Source organism: Cognatilysobacter segetis (genome assembly GCF_004359965.1).
GTDB lineage: Bacteria > Pseudomonadota > Gammaproteobacteria > Xanthomonadales > Xanthomonadaceae > Cognatilysobacter > Cognatilysobacter segetis.
On record NZ_SMRQ01000026.1, the window covers coordinates 1 to 17642 of the forward strand.

A 17642-nucleotide genomic window follows, 5' to 3' on the forward strand; every position below is an offset into this window, starting at 1 on the left:
TCCACGCGAAAGCCGGCCCCGTGCCGGCTTTCGTCGTTTTGCGGCGCCGACGGTTTCACCCGGTCGACAAGCCCGGCCTGCGAGGCTCCGCCCATGACGACGGAGAACGACCCGCAGGACGACGACCGCCTGGAAGCCCTCGAGGCCGAGGTGGCGTTCCTCAAGGAGCAGATGTCGCTGCTCGCGCAGTACCTCGCGATCATGATCGGTCGCGCGCAGGTCAACGACTGCATGCTGTCGGCGCTGATCCTCTCGCATCCGGATCGCGAATCGCTCAACGCGGTGTGGCGGCAGTCGTCGGCGGCGGTCATCCCGAACGTGATCGTTCGCGGCCCGTCGCCCTGGGACTCGGAGATCGCCGACACGGCCAAGCAGCGCGTCGAGCATCTCAACGAGCTGGCGGACCCCGACGCGACCTGATCGGCAGCCGTGCCGCGCGACAGGGGCCTCTCGGGCACGCCTCGCCTCGCCGCCCGTCGGAGCCCTCGCCTGACACGGCCGCTGTTTGTGACGCGTTTCACGATTCGGCCGACACTGCCTTCACGCGCACCTGCCAAGACTCATCCGCGTTCAGCCGCGATTCGGCTAGCTCTCGGAACGACACGTGCGCCCATTCAGAAAAAAAGCATTGGCGCTGCTGTTGCCCCTCGTATGGACGCCGGGGTTCGCACAGTCGCTGCCATCCCCAGTCGCGGCGGTCGCAGCCGCCGCATCCGACCTGCCGCCCGTGACCGGCCGCGCCGCCCGCGACCAGCTGCTGGCGCGCGCGGAGGCCGCCCGCAAGGACCAGCGCTGGGTCGAGGCGCTGGCGATCTACGAGCACCTGCTGGCGGCCGATCCCCGCGACGACGTCGCGTACCGGCTGCAGGCCGTCACCCTGGCCGACCTCGGCGCGGCGTACCGCGCGGACGAGCTGAGGGCCCGGTGGCCGGCGGTCTTCGCCGACTACCAGCGCGACCGCATCGAGGGCGACCGCATCGCCCGCGCGATTGGCTGGGGCATGGCCTATCCGGAGAACCCGGACGACCCCAACGCCGAGCTGCGACGCGCGTACGACGCGCTGCTCGAGCTGCAGACGCATCCCGAGCGCACGAACTGGGAGAAGACGCGGCTGCGCATGGACTCGCTGATGGCCACGAATGCACTGGGCCTGTACCAGCAGACGATCGACGAGTATGAGGCGCTGCGACGCGAGGGCGTCGACCTGCCCGCCTACGCCCACGGGCCGGCCGGCGACTCCTACCTCGCGCTGCATCGCCCCGAGGACGCGCAGCTCGCGCTCGAGCGCGCGGTCGCCCTCGACCCCGCCGACGTCGACACGAAGATCCTGCTCGCCTACGCCTACCTCGAACAGGAGCGCTTCGACCGCGCGCTGCCGATGATGCGCGCGCTGGTCGAATCGCAGCCGGCGTGGATCGAGCGCGCGGGCGCCGAAGCCGACCAGGCGAACTGGCGCCGTTACCGCGCCGAAATGACCTACGCGCAGATGATCTCGTTCGGCGACGACAATGCGCGCGCGCAGCGGATCCTCGAGCCCCTGCTGCGCACCGGCCCGAACCGGTCGTCCACGCAGGCGGCGATGGGCGCGCTGATGTACCGCCGCGGCCATCCGACCGCCGCACTGGAGCGCTACGACATGGCGCTGACGCTCGATCCGCGCAATCGCGACGCCGAGATGGGCCGCGTGTCCGCGCTGTTCGAGACCGGGCGCGCCGACGAGGCGCTCGAGGCGAACCGCCAGGTGCAGCTGCGGTATCCGAGGAACCTGCACGCGCAGCGCCTTCAGAAGGAGGTCGACCTGCGCACCGGCCCGATGGGCCGCATCGGCTGGGTCAAGGGGCGCAACGACGCCGAGTCGCCCACGGGCTCGCCGTTCGGCATCGAAGACCACCGCTTCGGCTTCGAAACGTGGACCCCGCTCATCGCGACGCGCTGGAGGCTGGGCATCGTCGGCGACACCGTCGACGCGCATTTCCGCCCCGACACCGTCCGCTACCGCCGCATCGGCGGCGCGGTCGACTACCGCTACCACCGGCTCGGCCTGCGGCTCTCCGGTTACGAGGTGCAGGAACCCGACCTCGACGGGGCGTGGACGATCGATGCGTCGTGGATGCTCAACGACAGCTGGACCCTGCGTGGATCGGTGGCCGACAACGACGTCGACACGTCGCTGCAGGCGCGTCGCGCCGGGTACAAGGCCGACTCGGTGTCCATCGGCGCCTCGTGGCGGCCGAGCGACCTCGGCGCGGTGGACATGCGCGTCAAGCACCTGCGCTACAGCGACGGCAACGAGCGCGACCAGGCGTCGGTGTTTGGACGTTGGCGGCTCTTCACCTCGCCGCACCTGATGGTCGAAGGCCTCGGTTCCGGCTGGTGGAGTCGCGGCACCCACGACGATGCGCCGTACTTCAATCCCGGTCACGACGCGATGGTGACGGCGGGGTTGCGCTTCAACCACATGATCTGGCGTCGCTACGACGCGTACCTGCGCCAGCGGCTCGACCTCGAGGTCGGGCCGTACTGGCAGGAAGGCTACGGCACGAACTGGGTGCCGTCGGTGGCGTACCGGCAGGAGTGGCGGCCCGCCGCCGGCCACACGTTCGAGTACGGCGTGTCGTGGTCCAAGCCGGTGTACGACGGCGGCCGCGAGCGCCGCATCGCCTTCGACGTCGCTTATCGGTGGGGGTTCTGATGCGATCGCTCGCGCTTTTTCTCGTCCTGCTGATGGCCGCGCTGACGCCGCGTCCCGCCGCGGCCGTCGTCGTGCTGGGCTGGCACGACATCCGTGACCGCATCCCCGATGGCGACCCGGATGCCGACGCCATCACCGCGCGCAATTTCGCCATGCAGCTCGACTGGCTGCGCGCGCACGGCTACGTGCCGGTGACCGCCCAGGCCCTTCGCGATGCGCGCGACGGCCGCGCGGCGCTGCCGCCGAAGGCCGTGCTGCTGACGTTCGACGGCGGCTACCGCAGCGCGTACACGCATGCGCTGCCACTGCTGGAGGCATTCGGTTACCCCGCGCTCGTGGCGCTGCCGACCGCGCGGATCGACGCCGGGGCCGGCGCGATGCTGCGGGAAGGTGCGCGCGCGCTGCCGCGCGATGCGTTCCTCACGTGGGCCGACGTCAAGGCGTTGCAGGCCAGCGGCCTCGTGGAGCTCGCGTCGCAGGGGCACGACCTCGTGACGCCCGTCCCCGCCGACCCGCAGGGCGACCTGCTGCCGGCATCGACCACCCGGCGCTGGGACGGCGGCTACGAGTCCGATGCGGCGTACCGCGAGCGCCTGCGCCGTGACCTCGCCACGAGCGCCGAGCTGATCGCGCGGGCGACGGGTCGGCGCCCGCAGGCGCTGGTGCTGCCCGGCAGCGCCGGCAACACGGCGGCGGCGGCCCTGGCCGGCTCGCTGGGCATGCCGCTCGTACTCGCGAGCGACGCCCGCAGCGGCAGCGCCGACGCGCGCTTCGGTGGGCATCTCTCGCTCGACGCCGCGCCCGCGAATCCGGTGCGCCTCGTGATGCACGACAATCCCGGCGCCAGCGACCTCGCCTACGAGCTGCGACGCGACGTGCGGCGCGACGGGCTGCGCGGCGTGCATGTCGCGCTCGACGACATCGTCGGCGCGGACGCGGCCGCGACCGGCCGCAACGTCGAGGCACTGGCCGAGCGGATCCGCGGCATCCATCCCAGCCACGTCTTCCTGCAGGCACTGACGGATACGAACGGCGACGGCCGCGTCGACGCCGCCTACTTCCCGACCGCCCGCCTGCCGATGCGGAGCGACCTGTTCACGCACGTCGCCGCACGCCTGATGGCGCGCGCAGGCGTCGACGTCTACGCCTGGGTGCCGGGCGACGGCCCCGCCGACGCATCCGCCGTCTACGAGGACCTCGCGATCGCGGCGCCGATCTCGGGCCTCGTCTTCGACGACGCGAATGCCGGGTCCTCCAACGCGAGCCGTGCTCTCGTCGCCGCCGCATCCGCGTGGCGTCCGGGCATGGTCACGATGCACGCCGTGCCGGCGTCGGCCGGCGACGCGCCGGGCCTCGCCGCGCGGCTCGCTGCGCTTGCGGACGACGATTTCGTCGCGGTGATGCTGCCGCCGGGACTGCGTGCGAACCGCGGCGACGTCGACCGGATCGTGGCGAACGTGGCGCGCGTGCCCGGCGCGCTGGACCGCACCGTGTTCGTCGTCGACGCGGGCGATGCCACTCATGCGGTCCCCGCCGCCGAGCTCGAAGCCCAGGTGCGCCGCGTCATCGCGAGCGGCGGCCAGCACGTCGCGTATTCACGGGACAACGCCCTGACGGACCAGCCGCCCCTCGACCCCGCACGTGCAGCCATCAGCGCGCGCGCGTTCCCCTACCTGGAGCGCTGACATGCGGTTCGATCTCCTCGGCGTACTGTTCGGCTTCGCGTTCTTCTATCCGATCGTGATGTCGCTGTTCTGGATGGCGGGCGGCCTGTACTACTACGTGCGCCGCGAACGCAAGCATCCCGGCGTGGGCGAGCCGCCGGCCATGAACGCCTATCCGATGGTCTCGATCCTGGTGCCGTCGCACAACGAGGGGCCGTGCGTCGACGACACGATCGCGTCGCTCGTGGCGCAGCGTTATCCGAGCTTCGAGATCATCGCGATCAACGACGGCAGCACGGACGACACCGGCGAGCGCCTCGACCGGCTCGCCGGCATCCACGAGAACCTGCGGGTCATCCACCTCGACCGCAACCTCGGCAAGGCGAACGCGCTGCGCATCGGCACGCTGGCGTCGCGCAGCGAGTACCTCGTCTGCATCGACGGCGACGCGCTGCTGCATCCCACCGCCACGCACTGGATGGTCCACCACCTCACCAGCGGCCCGCGCGTCGGCGCGGTCACCGGCAACCCGCGCATCCGCAACCGCTCGACGCTGCTGGGCAAGATGCAGGTTGGCGAGTTCAGCTCGATCATCGGCATGATCAAGCGCGCTCAGCGCGCGTACGGCCGCATCTTCACCGTGTCGGGCGTGGTGTCGGCTTTCCGCAAGACCGCGCTGCACCGCGTCGGTTACTGGTCGGAGGACATGCAGACCGAGGACATCGACGTGAGCTGGCGCCTGCAGATGGACCACTGGGACATCCGCTACGAACCCAATGCGCTGGCCTACATCCTCATGCCCGAGACGTTCCGGGGCCTGTGGCGGCAGCGCCTGCGCTGGGCGAGCGGCGCGGTCGAAGTCATCACGCGCCACGCGAAGGGCCTGAACAACTGGCGGCGCCGGCGCATGTGGGGCGTGGTGCTCGAATACCTGCTGAGCGTGGTCTGGGCCTACGTGATGCTGCTGTCGATCGTGCTCTGGCTGCTGAGCTACTTCTTCGACATTCCGCCGGGCCTGCAGACGGGCGGCCTGATCCCGCGCTGGCACGGCGTGGTGCTGGGCGTCACCTGCCTGCTGCAGTTCGCCATCAGCCTGTTCATCGACCGCCGCTACGAGAAAGGCATCGGCTGGACGTACTTCTGGATCATCTGGTACCCGCTCGCGTACTGGGTTCTCAATCTGCTGACGACGATCGTTGCGGTACCCAGGATCCTGTTCGCCCGCCCGCGCGGCGCCGCCACGTGGACCAGTCCCGACCGAGGCTACCGATGAGCGCTCCCAACCCCACCGACCATCCCTACATCTACACGCCGCAGGACCGCCCGGCCGGCGCCACGCGCACGGTGCACGGCGTCCTCACGCTCATCGCCTGGGGGCTCTACGCGTACCTGTGGCTGCCGCTGCTCACTGTGCTGGCCTGGGTGCTGGGCATCCGCACGAGCTTCATCGAGCTGTACATGCGCAACAACCGCGTGGACAACCAGATCTTCCTGGTGATCGGCGTGCTGGCGCTGGTCGCGACGCTGCTGCTCGTGGGCTGGGCGGAATGGAACCGCCACAAGTACGGCGGGCAGGACCGCCGCGCCGCGCCGCGTCACGTGGATGCCAACGACGTCGCGGAGTCCCTGTTCGCCCCCATCGACGTGTCGCAGCGCCTCACGCGCGCGAAGTCGGCAACGCTGCAGATGGGCGACGACTCGCGCCTCATCGGCCTGCACCGCGAGACACCGATGCGCGGTCAGCTCTGACCGGTTTCCTCGCGCTTGCGCGGGGCGGCCCGTTCGCCCCGCGCCATTTTGACCGTCAGATCGGGCCAGCCGCGTCGAGCGCGCGCAGCCGCGCCTCGATCACGTCGAGCCGGAGGTCGCCGGGTGCACCCGGCGAGACGCGGGCGTCGAGGCTGGCCTGCGGATCCCGGGCCTCCCATGCCGCCGGATCGGCAGCCTGCCGATAGGCGTCCCGGAACGGCACGCCGTCGCGCGCCAGCTCGACCGCGAGATCGGTCGCGTACATCGACGGATCGATCGCGGCCCGCATCGCGTCCTGTCGCCATGCGAGGCTGCGCATGAGGTCGGGCAGCAGTTCGAGTGCCCGCAGCCCATGCGCCATGCCACGCACCAGAGGCGCTTTCGTGAACTGCAGGTCGCGGTGGTAGCCCGACGGCAATGCGACGACCTGCTCGATTTCGGCACGCGCTGCCGCCACCACGGCATGGCTCGCGCGCAGCAGTTCCACCACGTCCGGATTGCGCTTGTTCGGCATGATCGAGCTGCCGGTCGTGTACCGCGGCGGCAATGCCACGAAGCCGAACTCGGCCGTGGTGAACAGGCTGAGGTCCCAGGCGAAACGGCGCAGGTCCATCGTCGCCGACGACACCGCTTCGAGTGCGGCGATCTCGAACTTGCCCCGCGAAAGCTGCGCATAGCCCGGATTCACCTGCAGGCGCGCAAAGCCGAGCGCCTGCGTGGCGGCGTCGCGCTGCAGCGGCAGGTTGACGCCGTAACCCGCCGCGGTGCCCATCGGGTTCGCGTCGATCCAGTCAAAGGTAAGCCGCGCGCGCTGCGCGTTGTCCGTGAACGCTTCCGCCCAGCCCGCCCACCAGTGCGCCGCGGAGGACACGACCGCGCGCTGCAGGTGCGTATAGCCCGGCATCGCGATCCCGTGCTCGGTGCGCGCGCGCTCCAGGGCGACGCCCGCCGCCTCGGCACAGGTCGTGGCCAGCGCGCGCAATCGCTCACGCAGCCACAGCCGCGTGGCCACGAGCACCTGGTCGTTGCGGCTGCGTCCAGTGTGGATGCGCCGTCCGGCGTCGCCGAGCTGCTCGGTCAGGAACGCTTCGATCGCCGAGTGGCCGTCCTCGTATCGATCGTCCAGCACGAACCCACCCGCGCCATAGCGATGCGCGAGATCGTCCAGCGCCGCGTCGATGGCCGCGAGCTCGGGGCCGGACAGGATGCCGATCGCCGCCAGCCCCTGCGCATGCGCGCGCGAGGCCGTGATGTCGTGCAGGAAGAACTCGCGGTCGAGCTGGACGTCGTCCCCGGCGAGGAACGACTGGATGCGCTGGTCGACCTGGACCCCCTGTTTCTGCCACAACAGACTCATGCGGACGGCTCCAGCGTCGATGCCGCCGGGTCGATGCCGGTGAGGCCATCGAGCCCGAAGGCGAGATTGAGGTTCTGCACGGCCTGCGTCGCCGCGCCCTTGAGCAGGTTGTCGAGCACCGACACCACGACCAGGCGTCGGCCGTCGCCCGCGAGCGCGAAACCGCCAACGGTCGCGCCGTGCCGGCCCGCGATGTCGCGCACCCACGGCGCGTCGTCGGAGACGGACACCAGTGGCGCGTCGGCATACCGCGCGCGGTAGCGCGCGCGCACGTCGTCGAGCGCCATCGCGCCGTCGAGGTGCAGGTTCGCCGTGATCGCGAGGCCGCGGAAATGCGCCGCGACGTGCGGCATGAACTCCACCGCATGCAGGTGACGCGTCACCTCGCGCTCGTGCACATGGCCCGTGAGCGCGTACGGCATCAGGTTGTCGTGCAGCAATGCGGGATCGTTGCGCGGCGACGGCGTGGTGCCGGCACCCGAATACCCCGACACGCCGAAGCACTGCGCCGGTCCGGCCATGCGGTCGAGCATCGGCGCAATCGCCAGCTGCATCGCCGTGGCATAGCAGCCGGGATTCGCGATGCGGCGGCCCGGTGCCGACGTGGCGAGCTCGGGCAGGCCGTAATGCCAGCGATCGTCGAAGCGGAAGTCGGCCGAGAGATCGACAACGACCGCATCGGGCGCGACGCGCTCGATGGCCTCGACATACGGCGCCGCCATGCCATTAGGCAGGGCGAGAATGTACGCACCGCCGCCGAGCACCGGCAGCGTCTCCGGCGACGGCGCGCTGTAGCGCAGCGACGCATCCACACCCGGCACCTGTACGTCGACCGGCTGCCCGGCGCGTTCGCGCGACGCGGCGTGCACCAGTGAAAACCGCGGAGGCGCGGCCAGCAGCCGCATGAGTTCCAGGCCGGTATGGCCGCGCGCGCCGATCAGGCTGACGGGAATCGGATTCATGCCGGGGTCTCCAGCCGCTCGCGAAGGCGCGCGTCGATCGCGGGCCATTCGTCGCGAACGATGGAATAGCGGTGCGTGTGGCGCAGCGTGCCGTCACGGTGGCGCATGTGCGCGCGGAGGATGCCGTCGCGCGCTGCGCCGAGGCGCTCGATCGCGGCCTGCGAACGCAGGTTCAGATGGCTGGTCTCGAACGACACCGATTCGCAGCCGAGCACGTCGAATGCGTGAGACAGAAGCAGGCGCTTGGCGGCCGTATTCAGGCCGGTGCGCTGCGCGCGCCGCGCATACCAGGTGTAGCCGATATGAAGCGTCGGCACGGACCGGTCGATGTCGTAGTAGCGCGTGGTGCCGACGACCTCGCCCGCCGCGTCGAGGACGACGAACGGCATCGAATCCCCGGCGTCGCGAAGCGACAGCGCACCCCGCACGTAGTCCGCTTCCTCGCCCGGCGCGGGCACGCTGGTGAACGCGAGCGTCCACAGCTCGCCATCGGCCGCGGCTCGCGCCAGTGGCGCCGCATGCTCGGGCTGCAGCGGCAGCAGCGACACGTGCCCGTCGCGTAGCCAGGGCGTGCGCCAGCGGTCGACGTCCGTCATCGCGGATCCTCCAGCGACGGGGGGTGCGACGCGCAGTACTCGACGCAGCCGGCGATGGTGGCCATGTCCTCGATGCCGTACCAGAAGACCTGCCACGGCCCGCGGCGGATGCTGCCGTCCGACTCGCCCATGTAGAAGCCGTTCACCGGATTGCCGCGACGCGACCGCCAGAACAGGGCCGGCGTCTCGTCGCGCATGACCTGCCAGACCGCCCGGCCGAGACCCTCGCCCTGCGCCTCGTCGAGCACGGCGAACTTGTCGAGGTACGGCATGCCGTTCTCGAACGTCAGGATCACCGCGGCCCGGTAGTTCTCGCTGACGTAGGCGCGGTGCAGCGTCTTCCTCCCGAAATAGTCGGGCAGAAGGCGCCGGCCGAAGGCGGACTCGATCAGGTCGCGCAGGCGCTCGAGGTCGAGGCCGGCCCACGCGTCGGCCCGCAGCACCCGTTCGCCGCGGCGTACCAGCGTTCCCGAGCCGCGATGGGTGAACAGCTCCTTGGCGAGCTCCGCCGGGCGCGTGATCGATACCGACGACGCCAGCGGCAGCGCTTCCAGAAGCTCGCGGATCTGTTCGATCTTCAGGCGCATTCCGCCCGTCAGCCAAGGCTGCGCCAGCAGGTGCTCGTACTCGGTCGACAGGTTGATCGAATCGATCACGTTGCCGTCGCCGTCCAGCAGGCCGCCGGTGCCGGTCAGGAACACGATCTTGTACGGCTGGAGTTCCCGCACGAGCTCGTTCGCCGCGTAGTCGGCGTTGACGTTGACGATCTGCCCTTCGATCGTTTCGCCGAGGCTGGCGATCACCGGGATGGACCCGACGCGCAGCGCGGCCTTGATCGGTGCCAGCTCGACGCGCTTCACGCGGCCGACCAGGCCCAGGCGCTCGCGATCGATGAACTCCGATTCGAACACGCCGGAGACGATCGAGGTCGAGCGCGCGCCGGCTTCCTGCAAGGCTTCGGCAAGACGCAGGTTCTGCGCCTGCATCACGCGCCGCACGATCGCGAGGCCTTCCGGCGTCGTCACGCGCAGGCCGTCGACGGTCTCCTTGGTAATCCCGGCGGCCGCCATCTCCTCGTCGAGCTGCGGCCCCGCGCCATGCACGACGATCGGCGTCAGGCCCACGTCCTGCAGGAAGGCGAGCGAGGACGACAGCGCATCGAGATCGTCGCGCAACACCGCGCCACCCACTTTCACCACCGCGAAGCGTTCGGCGTCGAGCTGCGCGAAGCGGCGCAGGTACTGGTCGATCTCCTTCGCGCTGCCCATGCTCGAGAGCAGGCGCACGATGGTCTGCCGGGTCTGGATGTCTTCGATCGGCGTCATGCCGGCGTGTTTCCGATGATGCGGGCCGCGTGCGCGGCATAGGTGTCGAGCTGGTCGAGGGCGACCCATTCGTCGGCGGTGTGCGCCTGCGCGATGTCGCCGGGGCCGAACACGAAAGCGGTCAGGCCGGCCTGCGAGAACAGCGAGGCTTCTGTCCAGAAGTCGACGGCGTTGCCGATCGGCAGGCCGAGCTCGTCGGCGAGATCGCGTGCGGCGAGACGCTGGCGTTCGGCTTCGTGCAGCACGCCTGCAGGCAGCGGCGGACCGCGGAAGGTTTCCTCGTAGGCGTCGAGTTCGCCCTCGCCGGCCAAGCCCTGCAACGTTGCGTGCATCGCGTCGATGTCCATCGAGGGCAGTGGGCGGAAGTTGAAGCGCAGCTCACCACTGGGCGCGATCACGTTGCCCTTGATGCCACCCGCCATGGTGCCGATGTTGAAGCGCAGCCCCGTCAGCCCGCCGAAGCGCTCGTGCGCGAGCGACTGCGCGTGGTCGAGCGCGCGAACGCCCCAGCGCATCGCGCGATGCACGGCGCTGAGCTGCATGGCGTTCGGCGAGGACGCGTGGCCGGCCTCGCCACGGAAGGCGATGCGCGCGGAGCTCAGGCCGCGATGCGCGAGCACGGCTTCGCAGTTCGTCGGTTCCGCGATCAGCGCTTCGCTGAAGCCGTGGTCGCTCGCGAGGAAGGCGGCGATGCACCGCGGGTCGTTGGCTTCCTCGTCCGTCGAGAACAGGAACGCGGCATCGCCCGTCGTCACCGCGGCCGCAGCGAGCAGACACGCAGCCGCGCCCTTGATGTCGCATGCGCCGAGCCCGATCGCGCGGTCACCCTCGACGCGCAGGCGCAAGGGATCGTCCGACCACGCGGCGGACGATGGCACGGTATCGAGGTGCACGTTGAACAGCCGCGCCGGGCGACCGCGCACGGCGAGCATCGACACCGCACCCGCGCCGTGATCGTTCACCTGTATCTGGAACCCCGGCAGCTGCGCGCGCAGGTAGTCGAAGATGCCGTCGGTGCCGATCGCGCGCGGCGGATTGCGGGTGTCGAACGCGACCAGCGCCTCCAGGTGGCGGAGCACCGCCTCACGCATCGGACGTCGCTCCGGTCACTTCTGCCCACAACGTGCTGCTCATGCCGAACAGCTTGATGAAGCCTTCCGCTTCTTCGACGCCCCAGTCGGCCGACTGCGCATACGTCGCGCCCTTGGCGTTGAGCAGGTGCGGCGACTTCACGGCGACGGCGTCGACGCGCGCGCCATGCGTTTCCAGCACGACGTCGCCGTTGACGGTGCGCTGCGAACTCGCGAGGAACGCTTCGAGGTCGGTCTTGAGCGGATCGTGGAAGAAGCCTTCGTAGACCAGCTCCACCCACTTGCGCGCCACATCGGGCTTGAAGCGGTTCTGCTGCTTGGTCAGCACCGCTTCCTCGAGCGCGCGGTGCGCGGTGAGCAGCGCGGTGATGCCCGGCGCCTCGAACACGATGCGGCCCTTGAGCCCGATCGTCGTATCGCCGGTGTACATGCCGCGACCGACACCGTAGGCCGCGAACATCGTGTTGAGCTTGGCCAGCATGGCGTGCCCCGGCATCGACACGCCGTCGAGCGTCACCGCCTCACCATTGCGGAAGCCGATCGCAACGCGCAGCGGCTGCTCCGGCCAGGCCTCGCGCGGCGCGCACCAGCCCCGCGCACCCTCGCCCGGCGCCTCCCACTTGTCGATCTCGCCGCCCGACAGCGTCACGCCGAGCACGTTCTCGTTGATCGTGTAGCTCTGCTGCTTGGCGCGCACGCCGAAGCCGCGTTCCTCGAGGTACTTCTGCTCGTACGCGCGCGTCTGCGTGTGTTCCTTCTGGATCTCGCGGATCGGCGCCACGATGCGGTACGTGCCCTGCGCCTTCACCGCGAGGTCGAAACGCACCTGGTCGTTGCCCATGCCCGTGCAGCCGTGGGCGATCGCGTCGGTGCCGAGTTCCTTGCAGCGCTGCAGCGCGGCGTCGACAATCAGGTAGCGATCCGACACCAGCAGCGGGTACTGGCCCTGATAGCCCTCGCCCGCCTGCACGAACGGCTTGACGAAGCCGTTCCAGATCGCGGGGCCGCCGTCGACGGTGACGTGGCTCGCGACGCCGAGCTCCTTCGCGCGTGCCTCGATGAACGCTCGCTCCTCGGCGTCGACGCCGCCGGTGTCGGCGAACACGGTGTGCACGTTCCAGCCGCGCTCCTTGAGGTACGGAACGCAGAAGCTGGTGTCGAGGCCGCCGGAGAAGGCGAGGACGATGTCGCGGGAGGCCGACGGCGCGGTCGATTCGGTGGTCATGGAAGGGCTCGGAAAGGAAATTCGGGGTCAGGCGCGTTGCTTGATGAGCGAGGCCATCACGGCCTTCTGCACATGCAGGCGGTTTTCGGCTTCGTCGATCGCGATGCACGCGGGCGAATCCATGACGGCATCGGTCGCCTTCACGTTGCGGCGCAGCGGCAGGCAATGGCTGAAGACGCCGTTCTTGGTCAGCGCCATCTTCCGTTCGTCGACGATGAAGTGCTTGTACTGGTCGCGGATGGGCTTCTCGTCCTGCCAGCGCCCGAAGAACGGGATCGCGCCCCAGCTCTTGGCGTACACGACGTCCGCGCCCGCGTAGGCGCTGTCGATGTCGTGGCTGACCGTCAGCGAGCCGCCGCTCTCGGCGACGTTCTGCTGGGCCCAGCCCATGTAGCGCTGGTCGAGCAGGTAGTCCGGCGTCGGGCACAGCAACGTCACGTCCATGCCGAGGCGCGTCGCGATCGTCAGCGCCGAGTTGGCCACGGCCGTGTTGAGCGGCTTGGGGTGGTAGGTCCACGTCAGCACGTACTTCCTGCCGCGCAGGTCGGCTGTGCCGAAATGCTCCTGCAGCGCGAGTGCGTGCGCGAGTTCCTGGCACGGATGCGTGATCGTCTCCATGTTGATCACCGGCACCGTGGAGTACTGCGCGAAGGCCTTGAGCACACGGTCCTCGCGGTCGACCGACCAGTCGACGAACTTCGGGAAGGCGCGCACGCCGATCAGGTCGACGTAGCGGGCGAGCACGCGCGCCACTTCGGCGATGTGCTCCTCGGTGTCGCCGTCCATCACGGTGCCGAGGTCGAACTCGATCGGCCACGCATCCTTGCCCGGCTGCAGCACCACGGCGTGGCCGCCCAGTTGGAACGCGCCCAGCTCGAAGCTCGTGCGCGTGCGCATGGACGGGTTGAAGAACACCAGCGCGATGGACTTGCCCTTGAGCTGGTCGCCGAGCTTGGACGTCTTGAAGGCGGCGGCATCGGCGAGCACCGCGTCGAGTTCGGCGCGGGACCAGTCCTGGGTATTGAGGAAGTGCTTCATCGGGGCTCCGGGAGGAAGGTCGCCGGGTCCCTGAAACGCAAGAACCCAGCGCGAGGCTGGGTTCGAGTCTGACGCCGAAAGGCGAAAAGCCGCGTTACCCAGCCGTGTGGCGGGTGCGTCGGCGCGCGCGCGAGGTCATGCCCGCCGCCATGTAGGCGGAGGTCAGGATGTCGGCGTCGGCGTAGTCGGTGCGCATGCGGGCGGCGATTCTGCGGCCTGCGGGCGGTCGATGCAAGGTCAGGGTGCCGGCATCACGGAAATGCGGATCCGCAACAGGTGGCCCGGATCGTCGGCCAGCCGTGAGCGGTACTTCGCGCCGCGGTAGGTGTAGTCGACGTCGTAGGCGACCGGCCGCCGGAACTGGCGTTCGACCGGCACGGTGCGGCAGTCCTCGCCCGACTGGTTCCGCTCGCGCTCGCGCTTGAGCACGCTGCGCACGGCGCCGAGGGCACGGGAAACACGGGAGCCGTCCTCGCACCGCGTCTCGACGCTCGTGGCCGTCAGGGTCTGGTAGACCGGCGTCACCCGCAGCACCCGCGCGTATTCGTAGCGGACGTTCTCGCGCTGGACCACGGTTTCGGCGGAGGCGGTCGCCGCGGCGATGGACAGCAGGAGCGCGATGAACGGCAGCGTTCGACGTCGCAAGGCGGGCTCTCCGCGGGGCTCGGACCGGGAAGTGTATGCGGGCCGCGGCGAACCCCGATGAATGCCCCCTGTCCCCGCCCGGTCCGCCGCGGGCCGCGGGGCACGCGCCGGTACAATGGCCGGCTCGCCGCCACGCGACGCACCCGCGCCCATGAGCCTGCACCTGTACAACAGCCTGACCCGCCGGCTGGAGCCGTTCGAGCCGCTCGATGCGTCCTGCCCGACGATGTACGTCTGCGGGCCGACCGTCTACAACTACGTGCACATCGGCAACGCGCGCCCCTACGTCGTGTTCGGCGTGCTCGCCGAGCTGCTGCGCCGTCGCTACGGTGCGGTGCGCTACGTGCGCAACATCACCGACGTCGACGACAAGATCAACAACGCCGCGCGCGAGCTCGGCGTACCGATCTCGGCGATCACCGATCGCTACGCCGCCGCCTTCCGCGACGACATGGCGGCGATCGGCGCCGTCGCCCCCGATGCGGAGCCGACGGTCACCGGCCACATCCCGCAGATCGTCGCGATGATCGAACGCCTGATCGCCTCCGGCCATGCGTACGCGGCCGAAAACCACGTGCTGTTCTCGGTCGGCTCGTTCGACAGCTACGGCAAGCTCTCGCGCCGCGACCGCGACGAGATGATCGCCGGCGCCCGCATCGACGTGGCGCCGTACAAGCGTGACCCGGGCGATTTCGTGCTCTGGAAGCCGTCGACCGACGACCTGCCCGGCTGGGAGTCGCCCTGGGGCCGCGGCCGCCCGGGCTGGCACATCGAGTGCTCGGCGATGGCCGAGGCGCTGCTGGGCGAGACCATCGACATCCATGCCGGCGGCGTGGACCTGCAGTTCCCGCACCACGAGAACGAGATCGCGCAGAGCGAGTGCGCGCACGGCGGGCGCATTTTCGCGCGCTACTGGCTGCACAACGGCATGCTCAACTTCGGCGGCGCGAAGATGAGCAAGTCGATCGGCAACATCGAGAAGATCCACGACCTCGTTGCGAAGCACCCGCCCGAGGCCCTGCGCTACGCCCTGCTCTCCGCGCACTACCGCCAGCCGCTGGAATGGTCGGAGGGGGTCATCGAGCAGTGCGTGCGCACGCTGGACCGGCTGTACGGCACGCTGCGCGACCTCGGCGACGTGCCGGCGGCCGCCGCGATTCCGGCCGCCGTCGAACAGGCGCTCGACGAGGACCTCAACACGCCGCAGGCGCTGGCGATCCTCAATGAGCTCGCCCGTGACGCCCGCGCGGCGCTCGCGGCGGGCGATGCCGATCCGTCCCGCCTGGCGCCGCTGAAATCCGCACTGCTGGGCGCGGGTCTCGCGCTCGGCCTGCTGCAGCAGGCGCCCGCCGACTGGTTTGGCCGGGGCGCGGGCGACGGTGACGACGGGCGCATCAGCGCCCTCGTGGAGGAGCGCACCGCCGCCAAGAAGTCGCGCGATTTCGCCCGCGCCGACGCCATACGCGACGCTCTCGCCGCGGAGGGCATCCTGCTCGAGGACACCGCGGCCGGCGTGCGCTGGCGCCGCGCCTGAGGACATCGATTTGGCCGACACCGCGTTCCCGCTCGAACCCACGGCCGCCGAGGCCCAGCAGGCGATCCGCGACGAGTTCGCCTTCTTCGGCGACTGGGCCGAGCGCTACCAGTACCTGATCGACCTCGGCCGCAAGCTTCCGCCGATGGCGGACGACCTGCGCATCGAGGACAACCGCCTGCTCGGCTGCCAGTCGAAGGTCTGGATCGTCAGCCACGGCGACGCCGCGCGACTGGACTTCGTGGCCGCGAGCGATTCGGCCATCGTGTCGGGGCTGGTCTTCCTCGCGCTGCGTGTCTACTCGGGGCGCAGCGCCGACGAGATCCTCGCGACCGAGCCGTCGTTCGTCGCCGACATCGGCCTGTCGCGCCATCTCTCGCCCACGCGCAGCAACGGGCTGAGCGCACTCCTGCAACGCATCCGCGACACCGCACGGGCCGCGCGGGACGCCGCATGACGGCGGACGCCGTGCCGAGCCCGATGCGCGTGCCCGCGTTCGTCGCGTTGATGGGCTACCGCATCCTGACGATCCTGTCGTACCAGATCGTGGCCATCGCGGTCGGTTGGCAGATCTACCAGCTCACGCACGATCCGCTGAAGCTCGGCCTCATCGGGCTGGCCGAGGTGATCCCGTACTTCTGCATGGCGCCGTTCGCCGGCTACCTGGTGGACCACCTGCCGCGCCGCCGGCTTGGCATGGCCGCCTGCCTCGGGCTGGCGGCGACCGCGCTGATCCTCGTCGCCGTTTCCGCGCGGCATGCCGGCGCCTCGCAGCTCGCGCTGATGTACGGCGCGGTCGCGCTGACAGGCGCCGTGCGTTCGGTCCTCGGACCGGTCTACAACGCGCTGTTCGGACGGGTCCTGGTGCGTGAGCAGTACACGCGCGGCGCGAGCGTCGGCAGCATCGTGTTCCAGTCGGGACTGGTCGTCGGTCCCGCCCTCGGCGGTGCACTCGTGGGCGAAGGCAGCGTGGTGCTGGCCTACTGGATCGCGGCCGCGTTGGCAATCGGCGCGGCGCTCGCGGTGGTCTCGCTGCGCGTCACCGAGCCGCCGCAGCAGATGCAGCGCGGGCCGATCTTCCGCAGCATCGGCGAGGGCATCCGCTTCGTCTTCGGGCACCAGATCCTGCTGGGCGCGCTCGCGCTGGACATGTTCGCCGTGCTGCTGGGCGGCGCGATCTCGCTGGCGCCCGCGTTCATCCACGACGTTCTCCACCGGGGCCCCGAGGCGCTGGGCATCCTGCGCGGCGCACCGGCACTGGGCGCGGTCGCCGTGGGCTTCTGGCTCGCGCGCAAGCCACTCGACCGCCACGCCGGCCGCATCCTGCTGGGCGCGGTGGCCGGCTTCGGGCTATGCATGATCGCGTTCGGGCTGTCGACCTCGTTCTGGCTGTCGGCCGCCATCCTGCTGGTGTCGGGGATCTGCGATGGCGTGTCGGTGGTGCTGCGCTCGACCATCCTGCAGCTCGCCACGCCCGACGACATGCGCGGCCGCGTCTCGTCGATCAACGGCATCTTCATCGGCTCGTCGAACGAACTCGGTGCCTTCTGGTCCGGCTCGATGGCGCGCCTGCTGGGACTCGTGCCTTCGGTGGTACTCGGCGGGTTCATGACGATCGCCGTGGTCGGAGCGACGGCCTGGCGCGCGCCCCGCCTGCGCCGCCTGGTGCTGGGCGACCTGCGCTAGGACGACGCGCCGTTCCCGCCGCCGTAAAAAACGAAGCCCCGCTCGAGGCGGGGCTTCGTCGTATCGGGCCAGCGCGTG

The 17642-nt window shown here is 70.2% G+C and carries 16 protein-coding genes; 8 read left to right on the plus strand and 8 right to left on the minus strand.

What is annotated here, in order from left to right; all coding sequences use genetic code 11:
* The first annotated feature begins 93 nt into the window (after positions 1-93).
* From E4F61_RS07280 to pgaD, 5 genes are all read left to right on the plus strand, one after another.
* Entirely contained in the window at positions 94-420 is a 327-nt protein-coding gene (locus E4F61_RS07280) for a hypothetical protein (RefSeq protein WP_133479015.1), read from the plus strand.
* 307 nt (positions 421-727) lie between these two features.
* A complete protein-coding gene (locus E4F61_RS07285; RefSeq protein ID WP_133479016.1) occupies positions 728-2692 on the plus strand; it encodes a tetratricopeptide repeat protein in 1965 nt (654 codons plus the stop codon).
* Positions 2692-4377 carry a poly-beta-1,6-N-acetyl-D-glucosamine N-deacetylase PgaB gene (pgaB, locus tag E4F61_RS07290; RefSeq protein ID WP_133479017.1) on the plus strand — a complete coding sequence of 562 codons (1686 nt, stop codon included), beginning with the start codon at positions 2692-2694 and terminating at the stop codon, positions 4375-4377. Before E4F61_RS07285 ends, pgaB begins: the two co-directional genes overlap by 1 nt.
* A 1-nt stretch (position 4378) precedes the next feature.
* Positions 4379-5629: a poly-beta-1,6-N-acetyl-D-glucosamine synthase gene (gene pgaC, locus E4F61_RS07295; RefSeq protein WP_133479018.1), complete on the plus strand. Its 1251-nt coding sequence runs from the start codon at positions 4379-4381 to the stop codon at positions 5627-5629.
* Entirely contained in the window at positions 5626-6105 is a 480-nt protein-coding gene (pgaD, locus tag E4F61_RS07300) for a poly-beta-1,6-N-acetyl-D-glucosamine biosynthesis protein PgaD (RefSeq protein WP_133479019.1), read from the plus strand. Before pgaC ends, pgaD begins: the two co-directional genes overlap by 4 nt.
* Before the next feature lie 55 nt (positions 6106-6160).
* On the opposite strand, the gene argH is transcribed toward pgaD, so the two are convergent.
* The 8 genes from argH to E4F61_RS07340 form a co-directional block, all read right to left on the minus strand.
* A complete protein-coding gene (gene argH / locus E4F61_RS07305) occupies positions 6161-7462 on the minus strand; it encodes an argininosuccinate lyase (RefSeq protein WP_133479020.1) in 1302 nt (433 codons plus the stop codon).
* A complete protein-coding gene (gene argC, locus E4F61_RS07310) occupies positions 7459-8424 on the minus strand; it encodes an N-acetyl-gamma-glutamyl-phosphate reductase (RefSeq protein WP_133479021.1) in 966 nt (321 codons plus the stop codon). The genes argH and argC overlap by 4 nt, the downstream gene beginning before the upstream one ends.
* The gene (locus E4F61_RS07315; protein WP_133479022.1) at positions 8421-9020 is read right to left on the minus strand and encodes a GNAT family N-acetyltransferase; all 600 of its coding nucleotides are present in this window, start codon (positions 9018-9020) and stop codon (positions 8421-8423) included. Before E4F61_RS07315 ends, argC begins: the two co-directional genes overlap by 4 nt.
* On the minus strand, positions 9017-10345 hold the full coding sequence (locus E4F61_RS07320) for an acetylglutamate kinase (protein ID WP_133479023.1): 1329 nt from the start codon (positions 10343-10345) through the stop codon (positions 9017-9019). Before E4F61_RS07320 ends, E4F61_RS07315 begins: the two co-directional genes overlap by 4 nt.
* Positions 10342-11436 (minus strand): acetylornithine deacetylase, encoded by a 1095-nt coding sequence (locus E4F61_RS07325; RefSeq protein ID WP_133479024.1) that lies wholly within the window; start codon positions 11434-11436, stop codon positions 10342-10344. Before E4F61_RS07325 ends, E4F61_RS07320 begins: the two co-directional genes overlap by 4 nt.
* Positions 11429-12661 carry an argininosuccinate synthase gene (locus E4F61_RS07330; RefSeq protein ID WP_133479025.1) on the minus strand — a complete coding sequence of 411 codons (1233 nt, stop codon included), beginning with the start codon at positions 12659-12661 and terminating at the stop codon, positions 11429-11431. Before E4F61_RS07330 ends, E4F61_RS07325 begins: the two co-directional genes overlap by 8 nt.
* A gap of 27 nt (positions 12662-12688) precedes the next feature.
* Positions 12689-13699 (minus strand): N-acetylornithine carbamoyltransferase, encoded by a 1011-nt coding sequence (locus E4F61_RS07335; protein ID WP_133479026.1) that lies wholly within the window; start codon positions 13697-13699, stop codon positions 12689-12691.
* Between the two features lie 237 nt (positions 13700-13936).
* On the minus strand, positions 13937-14344 hold the full coding sequence (locus tag E4F61_RS07340; RefSeq protein WP_133479027.1) for a hypothetical protein: 408 nt from the start codon (positions 14342-14344) through the stop codon (positions 13937-13939).
* A 151-nt stretch (positions 14345-14495) separates the two neighbouring features.
* On the opposite strand from E4F61_RS07340, the gene cysS reads away from it, so the two are divergent.
* Genes cysS through E4F61_RS07355 form a run of 3 tightly spaced genes read left to right on the plus strand, consistent with a single transcriptional unit; the run spans position 14496 to position 17564 of the window.
* Positions 14496-15878, plus strand: coding sequence for a cysteine--tRNA ligase (cysS, locus tag E4F61_RS07345; RefSeq protein WP_133479028.1), 1383 nt, complete (start codon positions 14496-14498; stop codon positions 15876-15878).
* Positions 15879-15888: 10 nt separating this feature from the next.
* On the plus strand, positions 15889-16335 hold the full coding sequence (locus tag E4F61_RS07350; protein WP_133479029.1) for a SufE family protein: 447 nt from the start codon (positions 15889-15891) through the stop codon (positions 16333-16335).
* The gene (locus tag E4F61_RS07355) at positions 16332-17564 is read left to right on the plus strand and encodes an MFS transporter (RefSeq protein ID WP_133479030.1); all 1233 of its coding nucleotides are present in this window, start codon (positions 16332-16334) and stop codon (positions 17562-17564) included. Before E4F61_RS07350 ends, E4F61_RS07355 begins: the two co-directional genes overlap by 4 nt.
* The last annotated feature ends 78 nt before the right edge of the window (positions 17565-17642 follow it).